The sequence below is a fragment of the Flavobacterium sp. I3-2 genome, from assembly GCF_013389595.1.
Taxonomy (GTDB): domain Bacteria; phylum Bacteroidota; class Bacteroidia; order Flavobacteriales; family Flavobacteriaceae; genus Flavobacterium.
Map to the genome: position 1 here is coordinate 3,419,907 of NZ_CP058306.1, position 23,264 is coordinate 3,443,170.

The following is a 23,264-nucleotide window of genomic DNA, read 5'->3' on the forward strand; positions in this document are numbered from 1 at the left end:
TAAATAAATATCAAAACAAGAAAACCTCAACAAACTGAGGTTTTCTCTTTTATAACTAATTCAATATATCTCATTTAAATTGTAATTCTAATTGATAGATTTCAGAAAAAAACTGAATTTTATTAGAAAGCAAATTATACTGAGATTGTAACAATTGATTTTTAGCAAGTTTGTAATTGGATGCATCAACTTTATCAAAAATATATTTACTTGCCGTGGTTTCTAAAGCTTTTTCGGAAATTTCTTCAATAGCAATCAACCTATTTTGTTCTTCAGATAAAAAAGAAATCTTGGTTTTAGCAATTTGCAAATTGTCTGATAAACGCTTGGTTTCTTTTATTTCTTCTTCTTTTAAAATCCTATAATCTAGTTCTTTTAGCTTACTTTTTTGCGAATTGTTACCTTTACTAAACACCGGAATATAAAGTGATAAACCTACAAATTGGCTTTTATTATCTTTTAATTGATTTTGAAATTGAAAATTAGTATCCGATAGATTGTTGATTTTTTGCGCATAAAATGTTCCGTAAGAATAAACGAAATCAAGCGTTGGTAGATAAACTTTTTGCAATTGTTTTTGTTCTGCTTGATTTTTTAAAAGCGAAGCATTAGTTTTCTGAAGCGATGGATTTTGATTTACCGTGTAATTTTCGTCTCGATAAAAAAGCACTTCTGGAAATGACATCACCATTTGATTCGCTTGAAATGATTGAGAGTTGATTAATTGTAATAGTTCCAATTTAGCTACATGTTCATCTGCTTTAACTTTCTCAAAATCATTTGTTTCTTGAAGAAAAATCACCTGCATATCATAAGCATCACTTTTAGGTCTTTTCCCCTGCTCTACCTTATCAAGAATTCGTTTTAGTGTTTGATTGCTATTATCAACTTGATTTTGCATTGATTTTTGCCATTCTTGTAAAGTCAAAGCTTTCATATATTTTTCTAAAATCAACATCTGAAATTGCATTTCGATTATTTCATAATTCCATTTTTCGATTTCGATATCATAATTTTGAATATTGTTTTCAGACCATTTAGAAAAATCAATCAAACTTGCTCTAAAATCAATTGAAATATTATCTGATTGAATATTTGAAGGTTCACGATTGTTGCTTGATGGATTAATTGACGACCCAAAATTATAGCTATGCGAAGCTGAAATTCCAATTTGAGGTAAAAAACTTGAAGCAATTGAACGTTTAGCTTTTTGACTTTGTTCTATTTTTAAAGCTTGAATCTTAAAGTCAGAATAGTTTTTTGTGCCAATTTCAAAACAATCTTGTAAACTCAACTGCTGTGCTTTTCCCGATAAAGGAAAAAGCATCAACAGTATGATAAATAAAAAATTGAGTAAATTATTCATATTTTAAATAAGTCAATAAATTTAATCGAGTTGCAAAAAAGGCTTTTGAAATCACAACAATTAAGGTTAAAAGCAACAATATGAAGAATGCAAAAACATAAACTATCCATTCGATATCAATACGATAATGGAAATTAGCTAACCATTTTTGCATCAAATAATAACTTGGAACCAAAGCAAGAACAAATCCGACTAAAACCATAACAATATACTGCTGCGTTAAAAGTTTAAGTAACGAACTAGTTTCTGCTCCTAAAACTTTTCGAATTGCAATTTCTTTGTATTTGCGTTCGATGGTAAAAGACGATAAAGCAAACAAACCAAATAAAGCGATTCCGATAACAATGACATTTAAAATGCTAAACATCTTTTTTTGTTTGATGTAACCTTCGTAAGAACGTGCAAATTTTTTATCGACAAAGTCATAAGTAAATGGCATATTTGCATCAATCTTTTCTTTCCAGAATTTTTCTAAATTGGCAATTGTTTCTTCTGTATTTTCTGAATTGATTTTTACAACAAAATTCATAATATTTGAAGACATCCAATTTACAGTTTTCATGTGCATAAATAGCATTGGAGGAACTTCTTCTTGAGGCGAACGCAAATTAAAATCTTTAACTACACCAACTAATTTGAATTTTCTTCCATTCCATTCAAATTCGGTTCCTAACGGAACATTTCCACCTAAATCGCGAATTGCACGTTGATTGATAAGTACGTTTTCTGTAGAATCTGAAGCGATATTTGAATCTAAATCACGTCCTTCGATAATTTGCATTTTAAACAAATCTAAATAACCAAAATCAAATGCTACGTTTTGTGCTTGAGTAGAAAATTTACTGTTTGGTAACGAAAAACTAGAAGATGAACCTGTTCCGCTTCCTAAGCTTAAAGTACTAATATTAACATCTTCAACACCTTTTATTTTGGATAAATCACTTTTAAAAGCTTCGTATGATTTATATTTATCAACATTAGAAATCGTATAATTTATAGACAATATTTGATTGCCATTAAAACCCAAATCTTTTTTAGATAAATAATCTACTTGCTGCGAAACAATCAATCCGCTTACAATGAAAAAAGTTGCAATAGTAAACTGTAAAATCAACATAGAATTACGTACCCATATTCCGTTTTTACTTCGAGAGAAATTACCTTTAAGTACTTTTAATTCTTCGAAATTTGCAATATAGACAGCAGGGAAAAATCCAGCGAAAAGCACAACAATTAAAAAGATAAGCGCTAAATAATAACCGAAATCTAAAATATTCAATACAAGCGATTTTCCGATTAAATTATTGTAATACGGCAAACATAATTCGGTTAAACAAAGTGCAAATAATAGTGCAAAAAATGTAATTAAGATAGTTTCAAAAACAAATTGATAAACAATATTTTTCTTTGAAGCTCCAAAAACTTTACGAACACCAACTTCCTTTGCACGTTTCATTGCTTGTGCGGTTGACAAATTAATGTAATTGATAATTGATAAAACAAGAATCAAAATAGATAAACCAACTAAAATTTGTAAAAGTACGCGATTGCCTTTTCCTTCAGAAAAACCGGTTACTTTATTGCTTAATCTAGCATCTGCTAAAGATTGTAATTCAATGGAAAATTTACCATATTCTTTTAGATATTCTTCAATAGAAATTCCTTTATATTTTGCATCTTCAGAAACTTTAAAATTTGTCAAAACCTCTTCGCCAATTCGTTCAATTTCGTGAATGTCTTCTTTATTACATTTAAACATTAATGAATAATTGTAATTTCCCCATTCAGACTCATAAGTTTGTAAGTCAGAATCAATGGTCGAAAAAACATATTTAGGTTTGATTGATGAAAGCTCGTTTAATTTAAAAACCGCAGTTACAACTAAATGTTCGTTATTAATTGAAATGGTTTGATTAATTGGATTTTGATTTCCAAAAATCTTCTGAGCTTCACCTTCTTCAATGGCAACTTCATTTTTGTTTTTACGAAACGATTCTTTACTACCTTTTACAAATTCAAAAGGAAAAAAATCAAAAAAGTTAGATTGACTAATAACAATATTAGTCGCATAATTATTCTTGCCATTTGCTAATAAAATATCTTCGGTATAATAAGGTAAATAATAACAGTAATCTTGAAGTTTATCTGTTTTTAATTTGATGTTTTTTGCTAATCCTGCTTGTGAATATCCCCAAGTTTCGCCAGTTGAAATTGTACTTAATACTTCATAAACCGAATCTTTTTCGGGATTCCATTTATTATAACTTGTTTCGTTATTCCAATATAATAAAGCAAAAATCAAACTCGAAATTCCGATTCCTAATCCTAGAATAGTCAAAAAAGTAAATGCTTTATTTTTGATGGAATGCGTAACGAAAATTTTAAACCAACTTTTTATCATAACCTTTTATTTAGAGTTAGTAAAAACATTTACCGTATTTTGATTGATTTTTTCGGATAAAATTTCGCCATCTTTCATTGTTATAATCTTATCTGAATATGCAGCATCGTGAGCCGAATGCGTAACCATTAAAATAGTTGCGCCTTGTTTGTGTAAATCTGTAAGAAGTTCCATTACTTCATTCCCGTTTATACTATCTAAATTTCCTGTTGGCTCATCGGCTAAAATAATTTTCGGATTCAAAACCAAAGCTCTACCAACTGCAACACGTTGTTGTTGACCACCCGAAAGTTGTTGCGGAAAATGTTGTAAACGATGTACAATATTCAATTTTTCAGCGATTTCATTCACGCGTTTTTTACGTTCAGTACTTGGAATTTTTGCATAAATTAATGGTAATTCGATGTTATCATAAACCGATAATTCATCAATTAAATTAAAATTCTGAAAGATGAATCCAATATTTTCTTTACGGATTTTGGCACGTTTAGATTCACTACTTTTTGACATATCGATATCCGAAATACGATAACTTCCGTCATTAAAATCATCAAGTAAACCAATAATGTTCAATAAGGTAGATTTACCACATCCGGAAGGTCCCATTATGGAAACAAATTCACCCGATTTAATTTGAATATTGATTTTATTTAATGCATTGGTCTGAATATCTGCAGTTTTAAAAACTTTAGATAGATTTTCTATTTTTATCATTTTGTGTTTTTTTAATTATTAAGTAATTCATTTACATAAGAAATCCATTCTTCTTCTGGAATATCTTCATCTAAATAATAATCGGGTTGAATACCAATTTCATCAATCGGAAAGTTCGGGATTCGTTTACTTCTTGAAAGTGCATAACCGAATTCGAATTCATTACAAGGAGAATCAATAAAATACATATTAGATATATCTAAAACTCCAAAAGTAGTTTTACCATACAATTTTACTTTTTTACTTTGTTTGGCAGCTAGCAAAAATTGTTCGTCTGTACTTCCGTTTCCTCCGTTAATGATGATTGCAACATGTTTTGGAAATTCATAAACCGTGTCTAAAGAACGCGAATTAACATCGTATTGATTTAAACCAACATATTTTCCCAAGTTCATTTCTAATTTATCAAAACCTGCTTGTGCCCATTTTTTTTCATCTTCGTCAAAACCATATTTCGGATTATTAATAAAATCTAACATGCGTTGATTATTTAGTTTAGTTGAACGAAATTGAACGCCAACAGTTCGGATTGGATTGGTGTACAAATACGGAATTAAATCATTAAAACTTGAATCACTTCCACCTGTTCCGCTTCTAATATCAAGAATTAAATTTTCGGTTCTTAAAATCAAATCTTTATTAACAGCTAAAACACTATCAATTGCTGCTTTACTTTCATTGCTAAAAGAAGGAATTCGAAGCATCAACGTTTTTGAATTCAACTGTTCTAAATACGGTTCTTTTGCATTTAACATGGTTATATATGATTCGATAGCTTCGTCTTTTGGTAAAACAGGAGCAATACGTTTAAGCATCATACGTCCAATTTTTAAATAGTTTTCACCTAAGAATTTGATATCATTTGATTCAACCGCAGAATGGTCACGCATATAAAAAACGGATGAATCAAAATTTGAATCTATCTTTAATTTTATTTGATTTTTCTTCCAAGTTTCAGCACCAGATTCAATGATAAAGCCAACATATTGATTTCCTTCTTTTTTAATTCCGATTTTATAAGGTTCAGAAAACCAAATTCCTTCAGCATCTTGAACTTTTTTATTCTTTAAATACTTTTCAAATTTCGGAACATCAACAACCAGTTTTTCCCATTCAGAAAAATCGTTTGGAATTACTTTTTCAATTTGCTGATTCTGACTCGTTTCTTTTAGAGAAATAGCAATATGACCGGAACGAAAAAATTCTAACCATTCATATAAAATTGGCGCACATTCATTGATGTTTTTTGCTGATTTGATTTTTGATAAAATACGTTGGTTGTGTTCTTTATAAGCTTGTTCACCTTTTTTTTCGATATAATATTCAAAACCGGCGTCGTTTTCTTCAAAAGTTTTCTTAACCCATTCAAAGTTACTTTCGCAATTACAATTTTGAGCATTTGAGATAGAGAATGTACCAAGCAACATGGCGATAATAATATATTTTTTCATTTTATTTTTTTATTTCTAATTCTTCAATCGTTGTATAATCTTCGTAATTTGATGTTATGACTTTATCGCCAATCTTTAATCCAGAAATCACTTCGTAAACATTCGGATTTTCTTTACCTAATTCAATTTTTCTACGAATTGCTTTTTGGTCGTTTACCACAAAAATCCATTTTCCTTGAGTGGTTGCAAAATAACTTCCTTTGGGTAAAATAATTTTTTTCTCTTTTTCTGACAAGGTTAGTTTTACACCAACCGAAGTTCCATCTTGAATGTTAGCTGGTAATTTATCGATAAATTCAAGCTCAACTTTAAATTTTGCGTTTTTAACTTCGGGCGAAATTTTAGTAACTTTTACCTTAACTTTTTGACTTTTGATTTCTATTTGTCCATATTGACCTTCCTGAATACGGTCTAAATAATATTCATCAACCATTGCAACCAATTTATAACCACTTAAAACATCAATCTTTCCAATACTTTTTCCGGATTCAATTGATTGTCCCAAAGCCAAATCAAAAGAACTCAACCTACCCGATTCTGGCGCTAAAATCAAGAAGTTTTGTTTGTTATTTCGCAACGTATTTAAACTTTTTTGCATAATCGATAAAGCTTCATCAATTTGTTTGATTTGCAAAACGTTCGATTCTTTTTCTTTAATTAATGTTTTCTGAATGATAGCTTTACGTTCTTGTTGGTATCTGAATTTTTCTTTTGTAGTTTCCCATTCATTTTTAGATAAAACATCACGTTCAAAAAGCTTTTTATTTAAATCATATTCAAGTTGCGTTTGATTATAATCGTGTTCCATACTAACCAAATCTTTCGAAAGATTTAATTCTTGATTTCTGATATTTAATTTTGAAACATTTAATTGATTCATTTGTTCAATAATTGCGGTTTCTTGCGTTAAATAACTTAATTCTGAATTCGGATTGTACAATTGCGCAATTGGCATTCCTTTAGTAACCATCGCTCCATTTTCGGTAAAAATTTCTTGAACCGAACCGCTTTCTACAACATTAATTAAAGTTGAATTTATGGGTTCTATTTGTGCTTGAAAACTTACAAAATCTTCAAAGAAATCTTCTGTTACTTCTTTAATCATAATTTCAGATTCGTTTACAGCTAATGTTCTAGGTTGATTAGAAACGTAAACAAACAAGACAACAACAATTAAAATAGCAAAACCGATAAAACCGAATCTTTTATATTTATTTTTCTTAGAATTAATTTTAATATCCATTATTTTATAAATTTACTTTTGAGATAAGTGATTTTTTAACGTTTGATATTTAATAAATTATAAATAATATGCCATGTATTTATAACTTACTAAATCAATAAAAATCAATCATTTAAAAAACAACCTAAAAATCAAACTGTCCGAAAACGAACACTAAACTGTCCGTTTTTGAACAGCTAAAAATCGATATGAAAAAAACACAAGCCACACTTTTAGTAATCGACGACCAAGACGAGATTTTAATTGCAAGTAAATTGTTGCTTAAACGTAGTTTTGAAAGCGTTTTAACATGTTCAAATCCGAAAGAAATTCTACAAATTTTGTCTCAAAATGAAATCGATGTGATTTTGATGGATATGAATTTTAGAACCGGTTACGAAGATGGTAAAGAAGGCATTTTTTGGTTAAAAGAAATCAAACAAAATCAACCTGAAACAAAGGTTATTTTAATGACTTCGTACGGAAACATTCAAAATGCAATTGATGGTTTAAAACTTGGAGCAATTGATTATTTATTGAAACCTTGGGATAATGAAAAATTAGTTGCACAAATTAAAGATGCTGTTAAACAAAAAAGAAAAACACCATTAAAACAAAACGAAAACAAGCTATTTTTAGGAAGTTCACCAAGTATAGAAAAGGTTTATAAACTTGTACAACGTGTTGCTTTAACAGATGCAACACTTTTAATTCTTGGTGAAAATGGAACAGGAAAATCAGTTTTAGCAAAAAAAATACATTTACAATCAAACAGAAAAGACCAACCGTTTGTTCAAGTTGATTTGGGTTCGTTGAGCGAAAATTTATTCGAAAGTGAATTATTTGGCTATGCTAAAGGTGCATTTACAGACGCAAAAAATGACACGATGGGGCGTTTTGAAAATGCAAATGGCGGCACTTTATTTTTAGACGAAATCGGAAATATTCCGTTGCATTTACAAACAAAGCTTTTACAAGCCATTCAGAATAAAGAAATTGTCCGATTAGGTGAAAGCAAACCTCGAAAAGTTGATGTCCGAATTATAACTGCAACGAATTCTAATTTAGAAGAAGCTGTAAAAACAGGAAGTTTTCGAGAAGATTTGTTTTATCGTATCAACACCATTTCTGTGACAATGCCAAATTTATCGGAAAGAAAAGAAGATATTATTCCAATGATTCATCATTTTTTGAATGAAGCTGCAAACAAATATGATTTAGAAATTCCACACATTGATGCGGCAATTTTGTCGCAACTTGAAAATTATCCTTGGAATGGAAATATTCGAGAATTGCAAAATAGAATTGAACGCGCTATAATTTTAGCTGAAGACAATCAGATTACATTAGAACATTTAGGTTTTGATGCAGTTATTCCATTACAATCAGAAGTTAAAAATCAAAATTTAGCTGAAATCGAAAAGAATAAAATTGTAGAACGACTACATTTTTATAATGGAAATATTTCTAAAACAGCTGAAGATTTAGGAATTTCTAGAGCAGCTTTATATCGAAAGCTTGAAAAATATAATATTGAACAATCATAAAATGAAAACCAATTACATCACTTTTTTCATCTTTTTACGAGTTGTTTTAATAGCAACTTCTTGTATTTTGTGTGCCTTTTTTGCCTTTAAAAATTATTGGTATTCGTTTACTTTCTTTGCCGTTGTTACTTTAATTGTTTTGGTAGAATTTATCTATTACATACAAAATCATTTTTCGTACAATCAAAAAATTGTTAGCGCTTTACTTTATGATGATTTTAGTTTAAATATGGACGATAATCCAATTAAAAAGAACAAAAATATTGTAAAATTATATAACAAAACTAAAAATTTACATTTACTAAATACTTCAAAAGAAATTTTATATCACCAATTGATAAACGCTGTACCTTCTGGTTTTTTGATTCTAAAAGAAGAAGAAAGCGATAGGAAAATTGTTTTTATGAATCTGTTCTTTCAAGAATTGTTTCATGTGCCGCAATCAAGCTCTTGGAATTATTTAAAGAAATTTATTCCAGAATTTTGTCAAACTTTAGAAAATAGTCAGTTTACAGAACAGAAAAAAACAATCGAAATTCAAATACAAGACCAAGAAAAACAAACCTATGTTTTTCAGCTTTCAAAAACAACAATTGCAAATGAAACCTACGATGTTATTTTCCTAGATTCGATTCAACGTGTAATCGAAGTTACCGAAAAAGAAGCTTGGATAAATATTATGCAAGTAATTTCACATGAAATAATCAATTCGTTAACGCCAATTCATTCGTTGGCACATTCGACAAAATTGTATTTTGAAAACGATGAAATTGAGCCAGATGACATTGAAGATATTCGATTAAGTTTAGACACGATTATGAATCGCAGCAAGCATTTACAAACTTTTGTTGAACAATATCGTGAATTAACTAGTTTACCAACTCCAAATAAAAGCAAACAAAATTTAAGTGAAATTGTAAATGATATTGAATCTATTTTTAAAAATACGTTTCAATCCGAAAATATTACTTTTTCATCTGAAATTTCAAATCAATTAATGGTTGATTTAGACCGAAGTCAGTTTGAGCAAGTGCTGATAAATTTGATAAAAAATGCCATTCATTCTGTAACAGAATCTACTGAAAAATGGATTCGGATTACCACCAAACAAACCGAAAATCGACTGCAAATTATCATTCAAGATTCGGGCGCTTTAATCGATAACGAAATCATTTCAAAAATCTTTTTACCGTTTTATACCACACGTAAAAATGGCGCAGGAATTGGTTTAACACTTTCAAAAAACATCATCGAAGCACATCAAGGTTATTTGTACTTTCAGCAAAACGAAAACAAAAAACAATTTGTGATTGTATTGACCAAATAATTTATTTTATTTTTTGGGGCAAACCATTCACTCCGTTTCTGGCCAGGCTGTTCGCACTCGCTTTTTACAAATTAAAATTTGCAAAAGAGCTCAAACAAAGCTTCCTTCCTTTTTGCAACTCAAACACCTTTTAAAAGTTGATGCAACTTTATTTAAAAATTAAAAAGTTGCTTACCTTTGACAAAATTTACATCCAAATAAAAACTTCATAATTAGTTTACAGAAACCACATGAAGTTATTCTAAAAACGTAATCTAATACATATGATAACCCAAATTTGTTCTTGCAAAGGTTTAAATGCAAATTGTCAAAAATGCTTTGGTAGCGGCTATGTTCGTACAGCAACTTTAAAAAAATCGACAGAAAAGCAAAATAAAAAAAATCAAATTGAATCTTTTCTTCCAGAAAATATAACAACGCTTTCAAAATCTGATATTGAACAAGTTGCAATAAAAATCATATCAAATCTAGATTTGAAGTCTAAAAAACAAATGCAAATTTTAAATTCAATTCCTTTTAATACAAATACTTTTCGAAGAGATTTTGGTTCTAAATTTGAATTATTAGAGCAAATTGAAATTGAAAAACAACAACTTAGAAACGAACTTTTAATTGTTGACCAAGAAATTGTTTCTAAAAACTACAGATTTAATTTTACGTTTAAACATTATTTATCTGACAAAGATGTTGATGTTAGTTCAAATCGTCATCTAAAAGAATTAATTCGAGAATATAAAAAACTTAAAAAATAATTTTTTAATAAATCCAAAAGGCAAAGTCAATCGACTTTGCCTTTTGGATTTTATCTATTTCATTTTGAAATCGAATGTTCTAATTTGAAGAATTTAATAAGACAGTTGAATCCAACCCGAAATTTCTTCTCCTATTTTGGTTTGAATTTGATACATATAATTTCCAACAGGTAACAAAACATCATTTTCTATTTTTCCACTCCATTCGGTTCTATAATTATTGTTTTCATAAACAACATTTCCAAAGCGATTGTAAATTTTTAAATCCACACCTCCGAACGAACTTAAATCTAAAAAATCGTTTGAACCATCAGCGTTTGGAGTAACTTCTTTTTGAATCTTACATAAATTTTTTCCTGAGAAAATCATTTTTTCAGTCCATTTACAACCCGCTTGATTCGTCAAAGTAACACTAATATTATTATCAGCGGATACTAAATTTTTAAAATCGGCTAATTTTAAAACTAAATTCTTGTTGGTTATTTTGGTATTATTTATTGACCATTCAAAATTTACAATTGGACTATTTGAATTTTCTTTAAATCTTGCTTCGATAAAAAATTCATAGTTTTGACAATAGGTAACCAGTTCAAATTCTAAACCTTTTGTAATTTCAATATCAAAAGAAAATTGTCGTTTAGGATTTCCAGAATCTTGCGTAAAAACATATGTTTTTGAATTTTGTGAATCAAATTCAGCATTCCAAGTTCCGTTAAATCCAGTTTTAGAAATTTTGGGTAATTCTAGCGTTTCTCCTTTACAAACTTGGGTTGGCAAATCAAAAGCTAATTCGTCTTGATAAATCGAAACATCGTCTAACAATAAATAAGTTTCTACTGGTTTACTTTCAGATAAAATTTGATAATTGGTTTCGTTTGTGCTGAAAAAATTACCAATCAAAAAAGCATCTAAATTTGGTTTTGTAGCTATGAATTCAAAACTCATTAAAGTCCATTTATCTTTTTCTGTGATTGGTTTTCCAGAATAATTTACATCTGGTTTTAGCGGAATTGGGTCCACGTTTGCAAAGATTTTGTCTTTATTATTAATAAAAACTAATCCAATATTGTTTGAAGCGGTATTTGAAAAATCGGACAAACAAACATAAAATTCAATTTTATAACGCGAACCAACAATTAAAGGTTCGGATAAAGTTCCACGAACATATTCGCGATAATCGATTTTTTCTGTATAAACATTCGAAAACCCAACAAAGTTTTTTCCGGTTCTTGGCTTTTGTCCAGCAAAACTATCATTCAATGGATTCATAATACATTTTGTCGATAATTTTGTCGTAAAAGCATCTATTGAACCTTCACTTCCTGAAGTCCAATTTGTAATTGGAAAGTTTCCATTCGGATAAAAATAACATCGAAATTTTCCATTATCTTCTTCGAAACTTGGATTTAATACCAGATTTTTTTGCGAATAAACGGTATTAGATAAAATCAAAAATAGGAAAAAAAATATCTTATTTAACATACAGTGTTTTTGGTTTATATGAACAAAATTAACAATTTATAGACACAAAAAGAAGAAATCTCAATATTTAGAAATTCCTTCTTTTTAATCAATAATTTACTTGTTTTGTTAATACGTTAATTGAATCCAACCTGTAAATTGTTCACCGACATTGGTTTGAATTTGATAAAAATAGGTTCCGCTTGGTAGCATTTCGCCTTTTTTATTTTGACCTTTCCATTCTTTGTGATAATTATTTTTAGAATAAACTTCCATACCATAACGATTGTAAATTTTTAAGTCAACACCTCCAAAAGAAACCAAATCTAAATATTCATTGAACCCATCTCCGTTTGGCGAAATTCCTTTTTGAATATTACAGAAATTTTTTCCTAAAACTTGAATTTCCTTTGTATATAAACAATCATTTGAATCTGTAAAAATGATTTCGATGGAATTTATTTCTTGTAATAAATTAGAATAATCAGAAAGTTTAATCTTACTTTCTGTTTCTGAAATTGATGTGTTGTTGATTAGCCATTGAAAGCTAGAAATTTCAGATACTGAAAAATTACTTGCTTGAATTTCGACAAAATATTCATCGTCTTTACAATATGGAAATAAATCAAATTTCAATTGCGGATAAACGACAACATCTAAAGAAACTTGCTGTGTACAATCTCCTGAATCTCGAGTAAATGTATATGTTTGAGAATTATATGGATCAAACTCAGGAGACCAAGTTCCTGAAATTCCATTGGTTGAAATGTTTGGTAAACTAAAGTTCTCATCAATCTCACAAAACGGCTCTAAAATATCGAATATAGGCGTTTTATCAATTATTATTTTCATTGAAACTGATTCTGAACAGAATTCCTCATTAGGAATAAAAGTATAAATTCCCGTTTGATTTGGATTAAAAGCTGGGGACCAAGTTCCTTCAATTCCATTATTTGAAATTGTTGATAAAGCATTAATATTTGGAACTTCATCACAAAATGGACCTATTTCATTAAAATCAGGAATGGTTTTAGGATTAACAACAATTGTTTTATCAAAGGTTTCAAAATTAGTATCATTTGGAGTAAAAGTATAAGTTGTTGTTTGTTGATTATTAACTGCAGGTGACCAAGATCCTTCAACTCCATTTTCAGATACATTTGGTAAGATTAATTCATCTCCTTGACATATTTCATTTGGAATATTAAAATTGATTTGTATATTATAAATAGATACATCATCAATTAAAAGATAAAATAGTTTAAATGGATTAGAACTTAACATTTGAAAACTAGTTTCGTCATCGTGAAAAAAATTTCCAATTATAAATCCATCTAAATTTGACGTTGTTGGACTAAAAGTAAAAGAAAGTAAAGTCCAATTATTATAATCAATAAAAGGATTTCCAGAATAATTTAACTCTGGTACCAACGGAATTATTGTAGGATTAAAACTAAGTGTACTTGCATCATTTATAAATTTCACCCCAATATTATTACTTCCAACTGTACTTAAACTTCCCAAGCAAATATAAAATTGAACTCTATAGGTAAGACCTATTTGCAATGGTTCTGATAATTTACCTCTTATATATTCACGATATTGAGGTTGATAATCTGAATCTTGATTAGCAATAGCAACGTAGTTATTACCAGTTAATGGAGACTGGTTGGCGAAATTAGGATTTAAAGGATGAAGCGTACAAGTTGGTAATAAAGTAGAGCTAAAAAAATCTGGACTAGCATAAGAACCAGCTTTCCAGTTTTGAATTGGACTAGCCTGCCCTAAACCATAAAGTGTGCAACTAAGAGGTCCAGAGGTTATTTCAAAACTCGGATTCAGAACTAAGTTTTGTTGTGCATTTGTTTGGTTTAATACAAACATTGAAATTAATAGTAATAGTTTTTTCATAATTTCTAGTATGTTAATTGAATGTAACCTGTAAATTGTTCACCGACATTAGTTTGAATTTGATAAAAATACGTTCCGTTTGGTAACTCCTTTCCGTTTTTAGATTGTCCATGCCATTCGTTTTTATAGTTTGATTTTTCGTAAACTACCGAACCATAACGATTGAATATTTTTAAGTCAACACCTCCAAAAGAAACCAAATCTAAATATTCATTTAAACCATCTCCGTTTGGCGAAATTCCTTTTTGAATATTACAGAAATTCTTTCCTAAAACTTGAATTTCCTTTGTATGTAAACAATTGTTTGCATCTGTAAAAATGATTTCGATGGAATTTATTTCTTGTAATAAATTTGAATAATCAGAAAGTTTAATTTTACTTCCTGTTTCTGAAATTGATGTGTTGTTAATCATCCACTGAAAGCTAGAAATATCAGATCCTGAAAAATTACTAGCCGTTACTTCTACAAAATATTCATCGTCTTTACAATACGGAAATAAATCAAATTTTAATTGCGGATAAACGACAACATCTAAAGTTACTTGCTGTGTACAATCTCCTGAATCTCTAGTAAATGTATATGTTTGAGAATTATATGGATCAAACTCAGGAGACCAAGTTCCTGAAATTCCATTGGTTGAAATGGTTGGTAAACTAAAGTTTAAATCGATTTCACAAAACGGTTCAACAGCATCGAAAGTTGGAGTCCGATCTATAATTATCGTCTTAGTAATCGTCTCTACACATTTAGTATCATTTGGAGTAAATGTATAAGTTTCGGTTTGGTTTGGATTAAAAATCGGACTCCATATCCCTTCTACTCCATTGTTAGAAATGGTTGGTATGGCTAAAATATTAGGAATTTTATCACAGAAAGGACCAATTTCATCAAATTCAGGAATTATGATAGGTTTTACTTCAATGGTAATTTCGTATGTTGGATGAATTGGATTATTTGGAGTAAACGTGTATGTTGTAGTTTCTTGATTGTTTGGTGCTGGTGACCAAGTTCCGCTAATTCCATCGATTGAAGTTTGAGGTAAAACTAAATCATCACCTTGACATATTAACTCATCTATTTCAAAAACAAGTACAGCCTCTGTAATAGATACATCATCTACAAGATAATATGCTTCGGCATAAGAACCTGAGCCAATAATCTGAAAATCTGTATCAGGAGAATCAAAAAAATTACCAATCATAAAAGCATCCAAATTTGGAGTTGTTGCAGTATATTGAAAAGATAATAATGTCCAATTATCTCTATCCATAATCGGGGAGCCAGTGTAATTTACATGAGGTTGTAATGGAATTGGTGTTATAATCGGATAAATGGGCACTGAATTGTTTATAAAAACAAGTCCAATGTTATTCATTCCAGCATTCGCATAACTTGTCAAACAAACATAAAACTCAATGTTATACATTTTACCAACCACTAATGGTTGAGATAATTTACCTCTAATATACTCTCGGTAATTACTCGTTAATGCAAGTCCATTTGTAAAAGCCAAGTAATTATTTCCTGTTCTTGGAGCTTGATTTGCTGTTTGCGGATTTAATGGGTGCATTTGACAACTAATAGCAACAGATGTACTATACGCATCTGTGGTTCCATGGCTTCCTGAAGACCAATTTGTAATTGGAATAGTTTGTCCACCATAGAACGAACAATTTAGATTTCCATTGACATCCTCAAAACTCGGATTTAGAACCAAATTTTGCTGTGCGTTTACTTGATAAAAGTAAAATACTGATAATAAAAGTAATAGTTTTTTCATAAGTTTTAATATGTTAACTGAATATAACCTGTAAATTGCTCACCGATATTGGTTTGAATTTGATAAAAATACGTTCCGCTTGGTAAATTTTCACCGTTTTTAGATTGACCATACCATTCGTTTTTATAATTCGAATTTTCATAAACCACATTTCCATATCGATTGAAAATTTTTATATCAACACTTCCAAAAAATGCTAAATCTAAATATTCGTTTAGACCATCACCGTTTGGTGAAATTCCTTTTTGAATTTTACATAGATTATTTCCATTAATTTCAATTTGTTTTATATACTCGCACCCATTTGCATCGGTAAAACTAAATTCAATAATATTCGAATCATTAATTAAATTTAGATAATCAATAAGATTAATTTTTGAATCAAATTTTTGAATTATACTGTTATTTATTTTCCATTGAATGTTCGAAATATCTGAGAATAAAAAATTATTAGAAACAATTTCTACAATGTATTTCTGATTATCACAAAAATGATGAATTTCAAAAATCAGTTGAGGATGAACGATAACATCCAGTGTGACTTGTTGTGTACAATTACCAGAATCTCTAGTAAATGTATAAGTTTGTGAATTATAAGGATCAAATTTAGGTGTCCAAGTACCTGAGATTCCATTTGAAGAAACAATAGGTAATTTAAAATTTAAATCAATATCACAAAATGGCGAAACAGCGTCAAAGATTGGCGTTTTATCAACTATTACAGTTATTTGAATTGGCTCAATACACTGAGAATCATTGGCAATAAAAGTATAGGTTGTGGTTTGTGTTGGATCAAAAGTCGGACTCCATGTTCCATCTATTCCGTTAATGGAAGTTGTTGGTAAATTTGTAAAATCAGGCAAGACATCACAATATGGTCCATAGGTTAGAAATTCTGGAATCAATCTTGGTTTTACAATAATTGTTTTTTGTATCTGTTCCAATAATGGATTATCTGGTGTAAATGTATATGTTGTAGTTTGTTGATTATTTAGAGCTGGTGACCAAGTACCAGTAACACCGTTATCTGAAATATTAGATAAAATAATTTCATCACCTTGACATATAGTTTCAGAAAAATTAAAAATCGGAATCAAAACATAAATATTAATATCATCATAAAGTAAATAGTTCACTTTATAATTTACTTGATCAATAAATTGAATATTTGTATTTTGATCTTCAAAAAAATTTCCAATTAAAAATGCATTTAAACCAGTAGTTGTCGGAGTATAAGAAAAAGACAACAAAGTCCAATTTTCTCTATCGATAATTGCTGAACCAGAATAATTTACATCGGGAATTTCTTGAATTATTTGAAATGTTGCATAATTTGGTTGATTATCATTTATAAACTTTAATCCAATATTATTTGTTCCAACACTTCCTTTGTTTTCTGATGCAACACAAACATAAAGTTCTATTTGATAAATAATTCCTGGTAATAGATTTTGAGATAACCTTCCTTTTAAATATTCTCGATATTTATTACCTTCAATATTTGAAAAAACACTCATTGCACCAACACAATTATTACCTGTTCTAGGTGTTTGATTAAAATCAAAAACATTAAAAACTCCTAATGGACAGGAAATATCAAAAAAAGAACTAACTACATCTGGTGTACCTTGAGAACCAGAAATCCAATCAGTAACAGTATAATTTATGCCAAGACTTGTTCCGCAATTCATATTTGAATTCAAATCCTCAAAACTCGGGTTTAAAACTAAATTCTGTTGAGCATTTGTTTGGTATAAACAAAAAAATAAAATCAATAGTAATAGTTTCTTCATAAATATTAATAAAAATGTATTTTTTATAAATATAACATATTACTCAATATACAAAACAAAAACACAAAAATTAACATTTTTTAATTAAAAATAAAAACCAAAAAGTAACAAAAAGTAGATAAAAATCAAAATTTACAAATAAATTATAAAACACAAAAAACATTACTTTTACATTTTATTTAATAAACACTTCATGAATAATTCATTTTATATGTTTTTCCTATTTTTCATTTCTCAAATAGGAACTTGTCAAGAAAATTTAGAAAACTGTTTTAGAGTTGATGATTTATCAGTTGAAGATCGTAATCAAAACTATCCATTTGATAAAGCAACTAAAATTATATTTGCTTCATTTGAAGACAAGTCAACCAAACTTAAATTATTTGAAAATAATAAAATGAATAAGGACGGATATGCAAGTTATTTTCAAGGAGAAATAATGCAAATATATTTTGACTCACTAAAAAATAATATGTCAAAATATAATCCGGATTTGTTTGAAGAAAAAATTGAACTTTCAGAAATTCAAAAAAACGAACTCACCGATTTGATTTATAACTACGGAAATAATCATGAAGATGCAGTAATTTGGGGTGCAAAATGTTTTATACCTAGAAACGCTATTTTATTTTTTGACGAGAACAATAAATTATTTGAATTTATTGAAATTTGCTTTGAATGCTATCAATACAAAACAAGTAATTACAATGTAGATTTAAACAACAATTGTGGTCAAAAACTGTCTTTACTAAAAGAACTTTTTGAAAAATCAGGTATTGAATACGGCATAAAAAAACAGTTGTAAAATAAAATCCACAACTGTTTTAAACTTAAAATTATTAATCTTCTCTACTTCCATCATCAGCCATTCGGACCATTTTTGGAGTAAACTTTGCCACAACATCTACCAAATCTTGTTGCGCTAACATTACCTCTTCAATATTTTTATAAGCCATCGGAGCTTCGTCTAGACCTGCGCCGATTAAAGTTACATTATGGTCTTTTAAAATGGATTTAAAATCTGATGTTGAAATTTCTTTTTTCGCTTGAGTTCTGCTCATTTGTCTACCTGCACCGTGCGATGCTGATTGAATTGCAGCAGGTTCTCCTTTTCCGCGAACTAAAAAACCGGGAGCAGTCATCGAACCTGGAATAATTCCCATCACATCTTTACTTGCTGGAGTTGCTCCTTTTCGATGCACAATAACTTCTTCATCGTTCCAGATTTCTTTCCAAGCAAAATTATGATGATTTTCGACAGTTGCTAAAACCTGCGCGCCCAAAGCTTTTGCCATTTTCTGATGAATGATTTCGTGACAAGCCGATGCATAATCGCCAGCTAAATTCATAGCCAACCAATATTCTTGACCTTCGGTTGAATTCAAATCGAAATAGGCTAAATTCTTAGCTTCTTGCGGAAGTTTACATATTTTCTTCGCCAATTGTGTGTAATGCCCAGCAATGGTTGCACCAAATCCACGAGAACCCGAATGCGTTAATAAAGCCACATAAGTTCCTTTATCGATATTCAAAACCTCATCGCGTGCAGCAAATTCAATGATTCCGAATTCTACAAAATGATTTCCACCACCCGAACTTCCCAACTGCGTCCAAGCTTTATCTTTTAAATTTCGCAACAATTCATTTTCGTGAAACAAGGTGTTTTCTAAAACTTCATGGTCCGATTTGTATTGACCTCGAAAACCATTTCCTGCGCCAAAATTAGATTGTGCAATCAATTCGCGTTTAAACTTCGCTTGATTTTCCAAGAAAAACAATTCATCGATATCATAAACCGAAAGCGCCATTCGACAACCAATATCCACACCAACTCCGTACGGAATTATCGCATTCTTTGTAGCTAAAACTCCACCAATTGGCAATCCGTAACCTTGATGCGCATCGGGCATTAAAGCGCCAGCAACCGAAACAGGCAATTTCATAGCAGTTTGCATTTGCTTCTTCGCGCCTTCTTCAATGTTTGCTTCTCCGAAAATAGCAAATGCTTTTGGATGTTCATTTAATGGAATGATATCGGTTTCTAAAGTTTTCTGAAGCTCGATTATCATTTGTGCTAATTCGTAAAATTCAGAATCTTCTGGAGTTAATTCGGCAGTTTCAACCATGCGTTTTAATTGTGCTAAAACTTCGCCTTTATTTAAATTCCCTTGGTAATTTTCACAAAATTGCAAAACAGTACCTAATATTATATTTTCTTCAAAACCTATACGCAATAAGTCTTTTCCTGATATTTTTTTCATTTTATTGATATAATTTTAATCTTAGATTTACTATCAAATCAGCAACCCAATCTGGATTTGGCTTTTCTGGTAAATCTGACAACTCGTTATAAATTGAGATTTCGGACATTAATTCATCTCCTTGAGCAAGTAATTCATCGTACGTATAAAATCCCGATTTTATTTTTAATAATTCTTCTCGATTATCCACTTCAATTGACAATCTATTTTCTTTCAAAATTCCTAAAGCCAATTGCAACAATCGAATGGTATGCATCATATTTTTGGCATCATAACCTTTTTTATGATTGGCATTATTTTGATAACGTTCCTCGTTTCTTTTCTCCATCCAATCCCAATATTCTTTGTGTTTTTTACAATAAGCAGAATAGGCATCTTTCTGAAAAATCATAGTCGCTATTGGTTCAGCATCTTTTTCAACCGAACTTAAAACCACATCGTTTACTTCTAAATGAGTTACAATTCCTTTATATTTAACTTCATCTGACGATAGAAACAAATGATAAACATCTTTAAAATGCGGAATCTTTGTCAAACCAAAATCTGTAAATTGTTTGGATTTCATTTCTAACCAATCTCTTAAGTTAAATGAACGAGCATCATCCAAAACATAGCAGAAATCTAAAACCGTTTTTCGTTCTTTTGCCATCGGTTCAAACATTTTTTTATTTAAACCAGTAGCTTTTTTTATCTGTGAATAAGCATATCCAACAAACGTATCTTTTATCAATTTAGACAAAAAATCTTCCATTTTTATTTCATCCATCAAAGCATGCTTGTGTAAAATATGTTTTTCTGGTGTTGCCAACATCTCCAAAATATTCGGATTGTTTTTAGCGAGTAATTCTACAAAACGACCCAGCTCATAATAAACAATATCGTTGGTTTCGTTACTTACTTGAGGAACATATTCCAAACCATAAAACATATTTTTAGGCAGATAAAAAACACCACGAATGTCGGTATCTGAATTTTCCGTAGCCAGACCATAAGCTCTACTTCCCGAAATACATTCGAAAAGGATTAAGTTATTTTCCTTTAAAAAATCTATCGTTAGCATCTTGTAATAATTTTAAATAAGTGGTGTTTAACAACGCTACATCAAATAAACCTTTTGTTTTTGTTTTATCTATTTTGGATAAATCTTCGAATAAAGAAGTTATGTACAAAAACAATTCGTTCGATATCGATGTAATATAAGATTCCGTTACTTCAGCTTTTATTAATCTTAATTTTTCGATTTCCATACTGATTTTTTCATCATCAATCAAAAAAATCAAATCTTTAAATTCCATTGGCGGATACACATTTTTTACCGAACAATATTTTGCCGAAAGCAATGACCTTAAGATATAAAATAAATTTTTCAGCTTTATTTCTTCAGCGTTTAAAGTATCTAAACGTTTTTTTACTAATCCTAAATAATGATGCATAAGCGTTTGTTGGCAATAAAATTTCGGAAGTAAATCTGAAATCACATAATAAAAAAATGTTTCTTTTTGATAAAAAATGGGCGATTGCATCCATTCAAAAGTTGTTGCATTTGAAGCATACAACAGTTTGAAAAACTTCTTTAAATCCCAACCGTTCAAATCCAATTCGTTATTAATTGGAAAGTCAAAAAAATCTTCTGCACTATCAATTTTCAGATATTCATTTAGCGGACGAACGTAGATAAATCGGACATCATAATCGCTATCCGTTGATGAAAATCCCCAAGCTCGACTTCCAGATTCGAGCGCAAAAAGTATTTTTATATGGTGCTCTGATTCTAATTCTTTTATTTTATTTTGTATGATTGTTTTCATAAGTATTTATTTTTTTAAGCTACAGCTAAAACTTCCGATTCAGCTGCAGCTTTGTTTATTTTGTAAAAATCTGTTTCAATTCAGAAACAATATTATTGCTTCCTGAAACCGAAATTGTATTGATTTTATCAGCGATTTTCTCGATGTATTCCATCTCTTTCAATTTGTACAACATCTGATTTTCGTCCATCAATTTAGCCGTATTCAACAACGAACGAGTCGAAGCAGTTTCTTCTCGACGCATGATGCTGTTGGCTTGCGCTTTCTTTTCGGCTATCAAAACTTGATTCATAATTTCACGAATTTCACCTGGTAAAATCACATCTTTTAAACCAGCATCTAAAACCGAAACTCCCAAACGTTGTGCTTTTTCGTTGATTTCGTTAAAAACCAATGTAGCGATTTCGTTCTTTTGGTCCATCAACTCATCAAAAGTTAAAGTACCGATTAAAGTGCGCAATGCCATTTGAACCAAAACATACAATTGTTTTTCGTGCTCTTTGGTTTCGACAAAAGCTTTGATGAAATCTGTCAATTGATACTGAATTACAAAATTCAAACGCAATTGTACTTTGTCTTTAGTCAAAATTTCTTGACCTAAAATTTCTAAAGCTTGTAAACGTGTATCACCTTTGGCAACGTTAATGGTTTGAGCGTTTTTCCACCAAAAGTAATTTCCAGCTTCTAACATTTGAACAAAATTACCATCTACAAACAACAAACCTTTTTCGTAAGATTCAACTCGAAAAGAACGAACATACAAATTCAATTGTTGCTTTTCTAAAATGGCTTTAGAAACGTTTTCGATTTGAAAATTTGCAATGGAAACTTCCTGAAAAGAAAATTTATGTTTCCCTTTCCAAAACGCGAAAGTTCCTGCGGTTAATACGTGACTAAAATTCCCACGTTCTGAAACCAAAACCAAGGCTTCGTCTGTGATATGAACGATTTCTAAGTAAGCATTCAAAATTTGATTATCAATCCAATCGATTTCTCTAAATTCTTTAAATGCATTATAAATCAAAATTTGTTCTCCAGCAAAAAACCAATATTTTCCTTGCTCGATTACTTTTATAATTTTGTTGTTTTTAAATACAACACCCATTTCATTTTCATTAATTACAACTGTTTTCATAACTTATTTTTTTATATTTTTTATTCGTTTATTAAAATCCTTATAAGAAGTTTCATCATTTCAAATGCGGAACTCATTTTTGTATTTTACGCTGTTTTCTAATCTTTAAAATCTACTTCTTACATTTTAGTTCGTAGAAAGTTTTGTAAGCAACGACAAATCATTTCAGGCTTTGAGCCGATTGTTTTTACAAATCAATTTTTATAAAAACCGAAACTTCTTAAAAGAACTTTTTGGTAATCTGTTTTACAAGTGATTAACTTTTGGAGAAACTTACGTTTCGGTGCAACCGGGCGCAACTTGAAACCTAATCAAGTGTGGGATTCGAACCCAC

At 29.7% G+C, this 23,264-nt stretch carries 17 protein-coding genes; 4 read left to right on the plus strand and 13 right to left on the minus strand.

The features are described 5' to 3' along the window. Positions 1–70: 70 nt before the first annotated feature. Genes HW119_RS16035 through HW119_RS16055 form a run of 5 tightly spaced genes read right to left on the minus strand, consistent with a single transcriptional unit; the run spans position 71 to position 7,175 of the window. Entirely contained in the window at positions 71–1,366 is a 1,296-nt protein-coding gene (locus HW119_RS16035) for a TolC family protein (RefSeq protein ID WP_177766326.1), read from the minus strand. Next, the gene (locus HW119_RS16040; protein ID WP_177766329.1) at positions 1,359–3,767 is read right to left on the minus strand and encodes an ABC transporter permease; all 2,409 of its coding nucleotides are present in this window, start codon (positions 3,765–3,767) and stop codon (positions 1,359–1,361) included. Before HW119_RS16040 ends, HW119_RS16035 begins: the two co-directional genes overlap by 8 nt. Positions 3,768–3,773: 6 nt before the next feature. Then, positions 3,774–4,481 carry an ABC transporter ATP-binding protein gene (locus HW119_RS16045; RefSeq protein WP_177766332.1) on the minus strand — a complete coding sequence of 236 codons (708 nt, stop codon included), beginning with the start codon at positions 4,479–4,481 and terminating at the stop codon, positions 3,774–3,776. Between the two features lie 11 nt (positions 4,482–4,492). Then, positions 4,493–5,932, minus strand: coding sequence for a S41 family peptidase (locus HW119_RS16050; protein ID WP_177766335.1), 1,440 nt, complete (start codon positions 5,930–5,932; stop codon positions 4,493–4,495). Position 5,933: 1 nt separating this feature from the next. Beyond that, positions 5,934–7,175 (minus strand): efflux RND transporter periplasmic adaptor subunit, encoded by a 1,242-nt coding sequence (locus HW119_RS16055; RefSeq protein ID WP_177766338.1) that lies wholly within the window; start codon positions 7,173–7,175, stop codon positions 5,934–5,936. 188 nt (positions 7,176–7,363) lie between these two features. Between HW119_RS16055 and HW119_RS16060 the strand changes: the two genes are divergently transcribed. The 3 genes from HW119_RS16060 (at position 7,364) to HW119_RS16070 (ending at position 10,780) form a co-directional block, all read left to right on the plus strand. Next, complete coding sequence (locus HW119_RS16060) at positions 7,364–8,701, plus strand: sigma-54-dependent transcriptional regulator (protein WP_177766341.1); 1,338 nt, start codon at positions 7,364–7,366, stop codon at positions 8,699–8,701. 1 nt (position 8,702) lies between these two features. Continuing rightward, positions 8,703–10,028: a sensor histidine kinase gene (locus HW119_RS16065; RefSeq protein ID WP_177766344.1), complete on the plus strand. Its 1,326-nt coding sequence runs from the start codon at positions 8,703–8,705 to the stop codon at positions 10,026–10,028. A 263-nt stretch (positions 10,029–10,291) separates the two neighbouring features. Beyond that, positions 10,292–10,780, plus strand: a complete 489-nt coding sequence (locus tag HW119_RS16070) for a hypothetical protein (protein ID WP_177766347.1) — start codon at positions 10,292–10,294, stop codon at positions 10,778–10,780. Between the two features lie 93 nt (positions 10,781–10,873). Here HW119_RS16070 and HW119_RS16075 read toward each other — a convergent pair whose 3' ends face one another. The 4 genes from HW119_RS16075 to HW119_RS16090 form a co-directional block, all read right to left on the minus strand. Continuing rightward, positions 10,874–12,262, minus strand: a complete 1,389-nt coding sequence (locus tag HW119_RS16075; protein ID WP_177766350.1) for a gliding motility-associated C-terminal domain-containing protein — start codon at positions 12,260–12,262, stop codon at positions 10,874–10,876. A 108-nt stretch (positions 12,263–12,370) separates the two neighbouring features. Next, the gene (locus HW119_RS16080; protein WP_177766352.1) at positions 12,371–14,152 is read right to left on the minus strand and encodes a gliding motility-associated C-terminal domain-containing protein; all 1,782 of its coding nucleotides are present in this window, start codon (positions 14,150–14,152) and stop codon (positions 12,371–12,373) included. A 5-nt stretch (positions 14,153–14,157) separates the two neighbouring features. Next, positions 14,158–15,933 (minus strand): gliding motility-associated C-terminal domain-containing protein, encoded by a 1,776-nt coding sequence (locus HW119_RS16085; RefSeq protein WP_177766355.1) that lies wholly within the window; start codon positions 15,931–15,933, stop codon positions 14,158–14,160. Positions 15,934–15,938: 5 nt separating this feature from the next. Then, on the minus strand, positions 15,939–17,726 hold the full coding sequence (locus tag HW119_RS16090) for a gliding motility-associated C-terminal domain-containing protein (RefSeq protein ID WP_177766358.1): 1,788 nt from the start codon (positions 17,724–17,726) through the stop codon (positions 15,939–15,941). Positions 17,727–17,919: 193 nt separating this feature from the next. Between HW119_RS16090 and HW119_RS16095 the strand changes: the two genes are divergently transcribed. Next, positions 17,920–18,531 (plus strand): hypothetical protein, encoded by a 612-nt coding sequence (locus tag HW119_RS16095; protein ID WP_177766361.1) that lies wholly within the window; start codon positions 17,920–17,922, stop codon positions 18,529–18,531. A 34-nt stretch (positions 18,532–18,565) separates the two neighbouring features. Here HW119_RS16095 and HW119_RS16100 read toward each other — a convergent pair whose 3' ends face one another. Genes HW119_RS16100 through HW119_RS16115 form a run of 4 tightly spaced genes read right to left on the minus strand, consistent with a single transcriptional unit; the run spans position 18,566 to position 22,930 of the window. Further along, positions 18,566–19,996: an RtcB family protein gene (locus HW119_RS16100; protein WP_410503996.1), complete on the minus strand. Its 1,431-nt coding sequence runs from the start codon at positions 19,994–19,996 to the stop codon at positions 18,566–18,568. Next, a complete protein-coding gene (locus HW119_RS16105) occupies positions 19,989–21,047 on the minus strand; it encodes a DNA polymerase beta superfamily protein (RefSeq protein WP_177766367.1) in 1,059 nt (352 codons plus the stop codon). The genes HW119_RS16100 and HW119_RS16105 overlap by 8 nt, the downstream gene beginning before the upstream one ends. Further along, positions 21,016–21,795 (minus strand): DNA polymerase beta superfamily protein, encoded by a 780-nt coding sequence (locus tag HW119_RS16110; protein ID WP_177766370.1) that lies wholly within the window; start codon positions 21,793–21,795, stop codon positions 21,016–21,018. The genes HW119_RS16105 and HW119_RS16110 overlap by 32 nt, the downstream gene beginning before the upstream one ends. A 55-nt stretch (positions 21,796–21,850) precedes the next feature. Then, on the minus strand, positions 21,851–22,930 hold the full coding sequence (locus HW119_RS16115; protein WP_177766372.1) for a slipin family protein: 1,080 nt from the start codon (positions 22,928–22,930) through the stop codon (positions 21,851–21,853). Between the last annotated feature and the right edge of the window lie 334 nt (positions 22,931–23,264).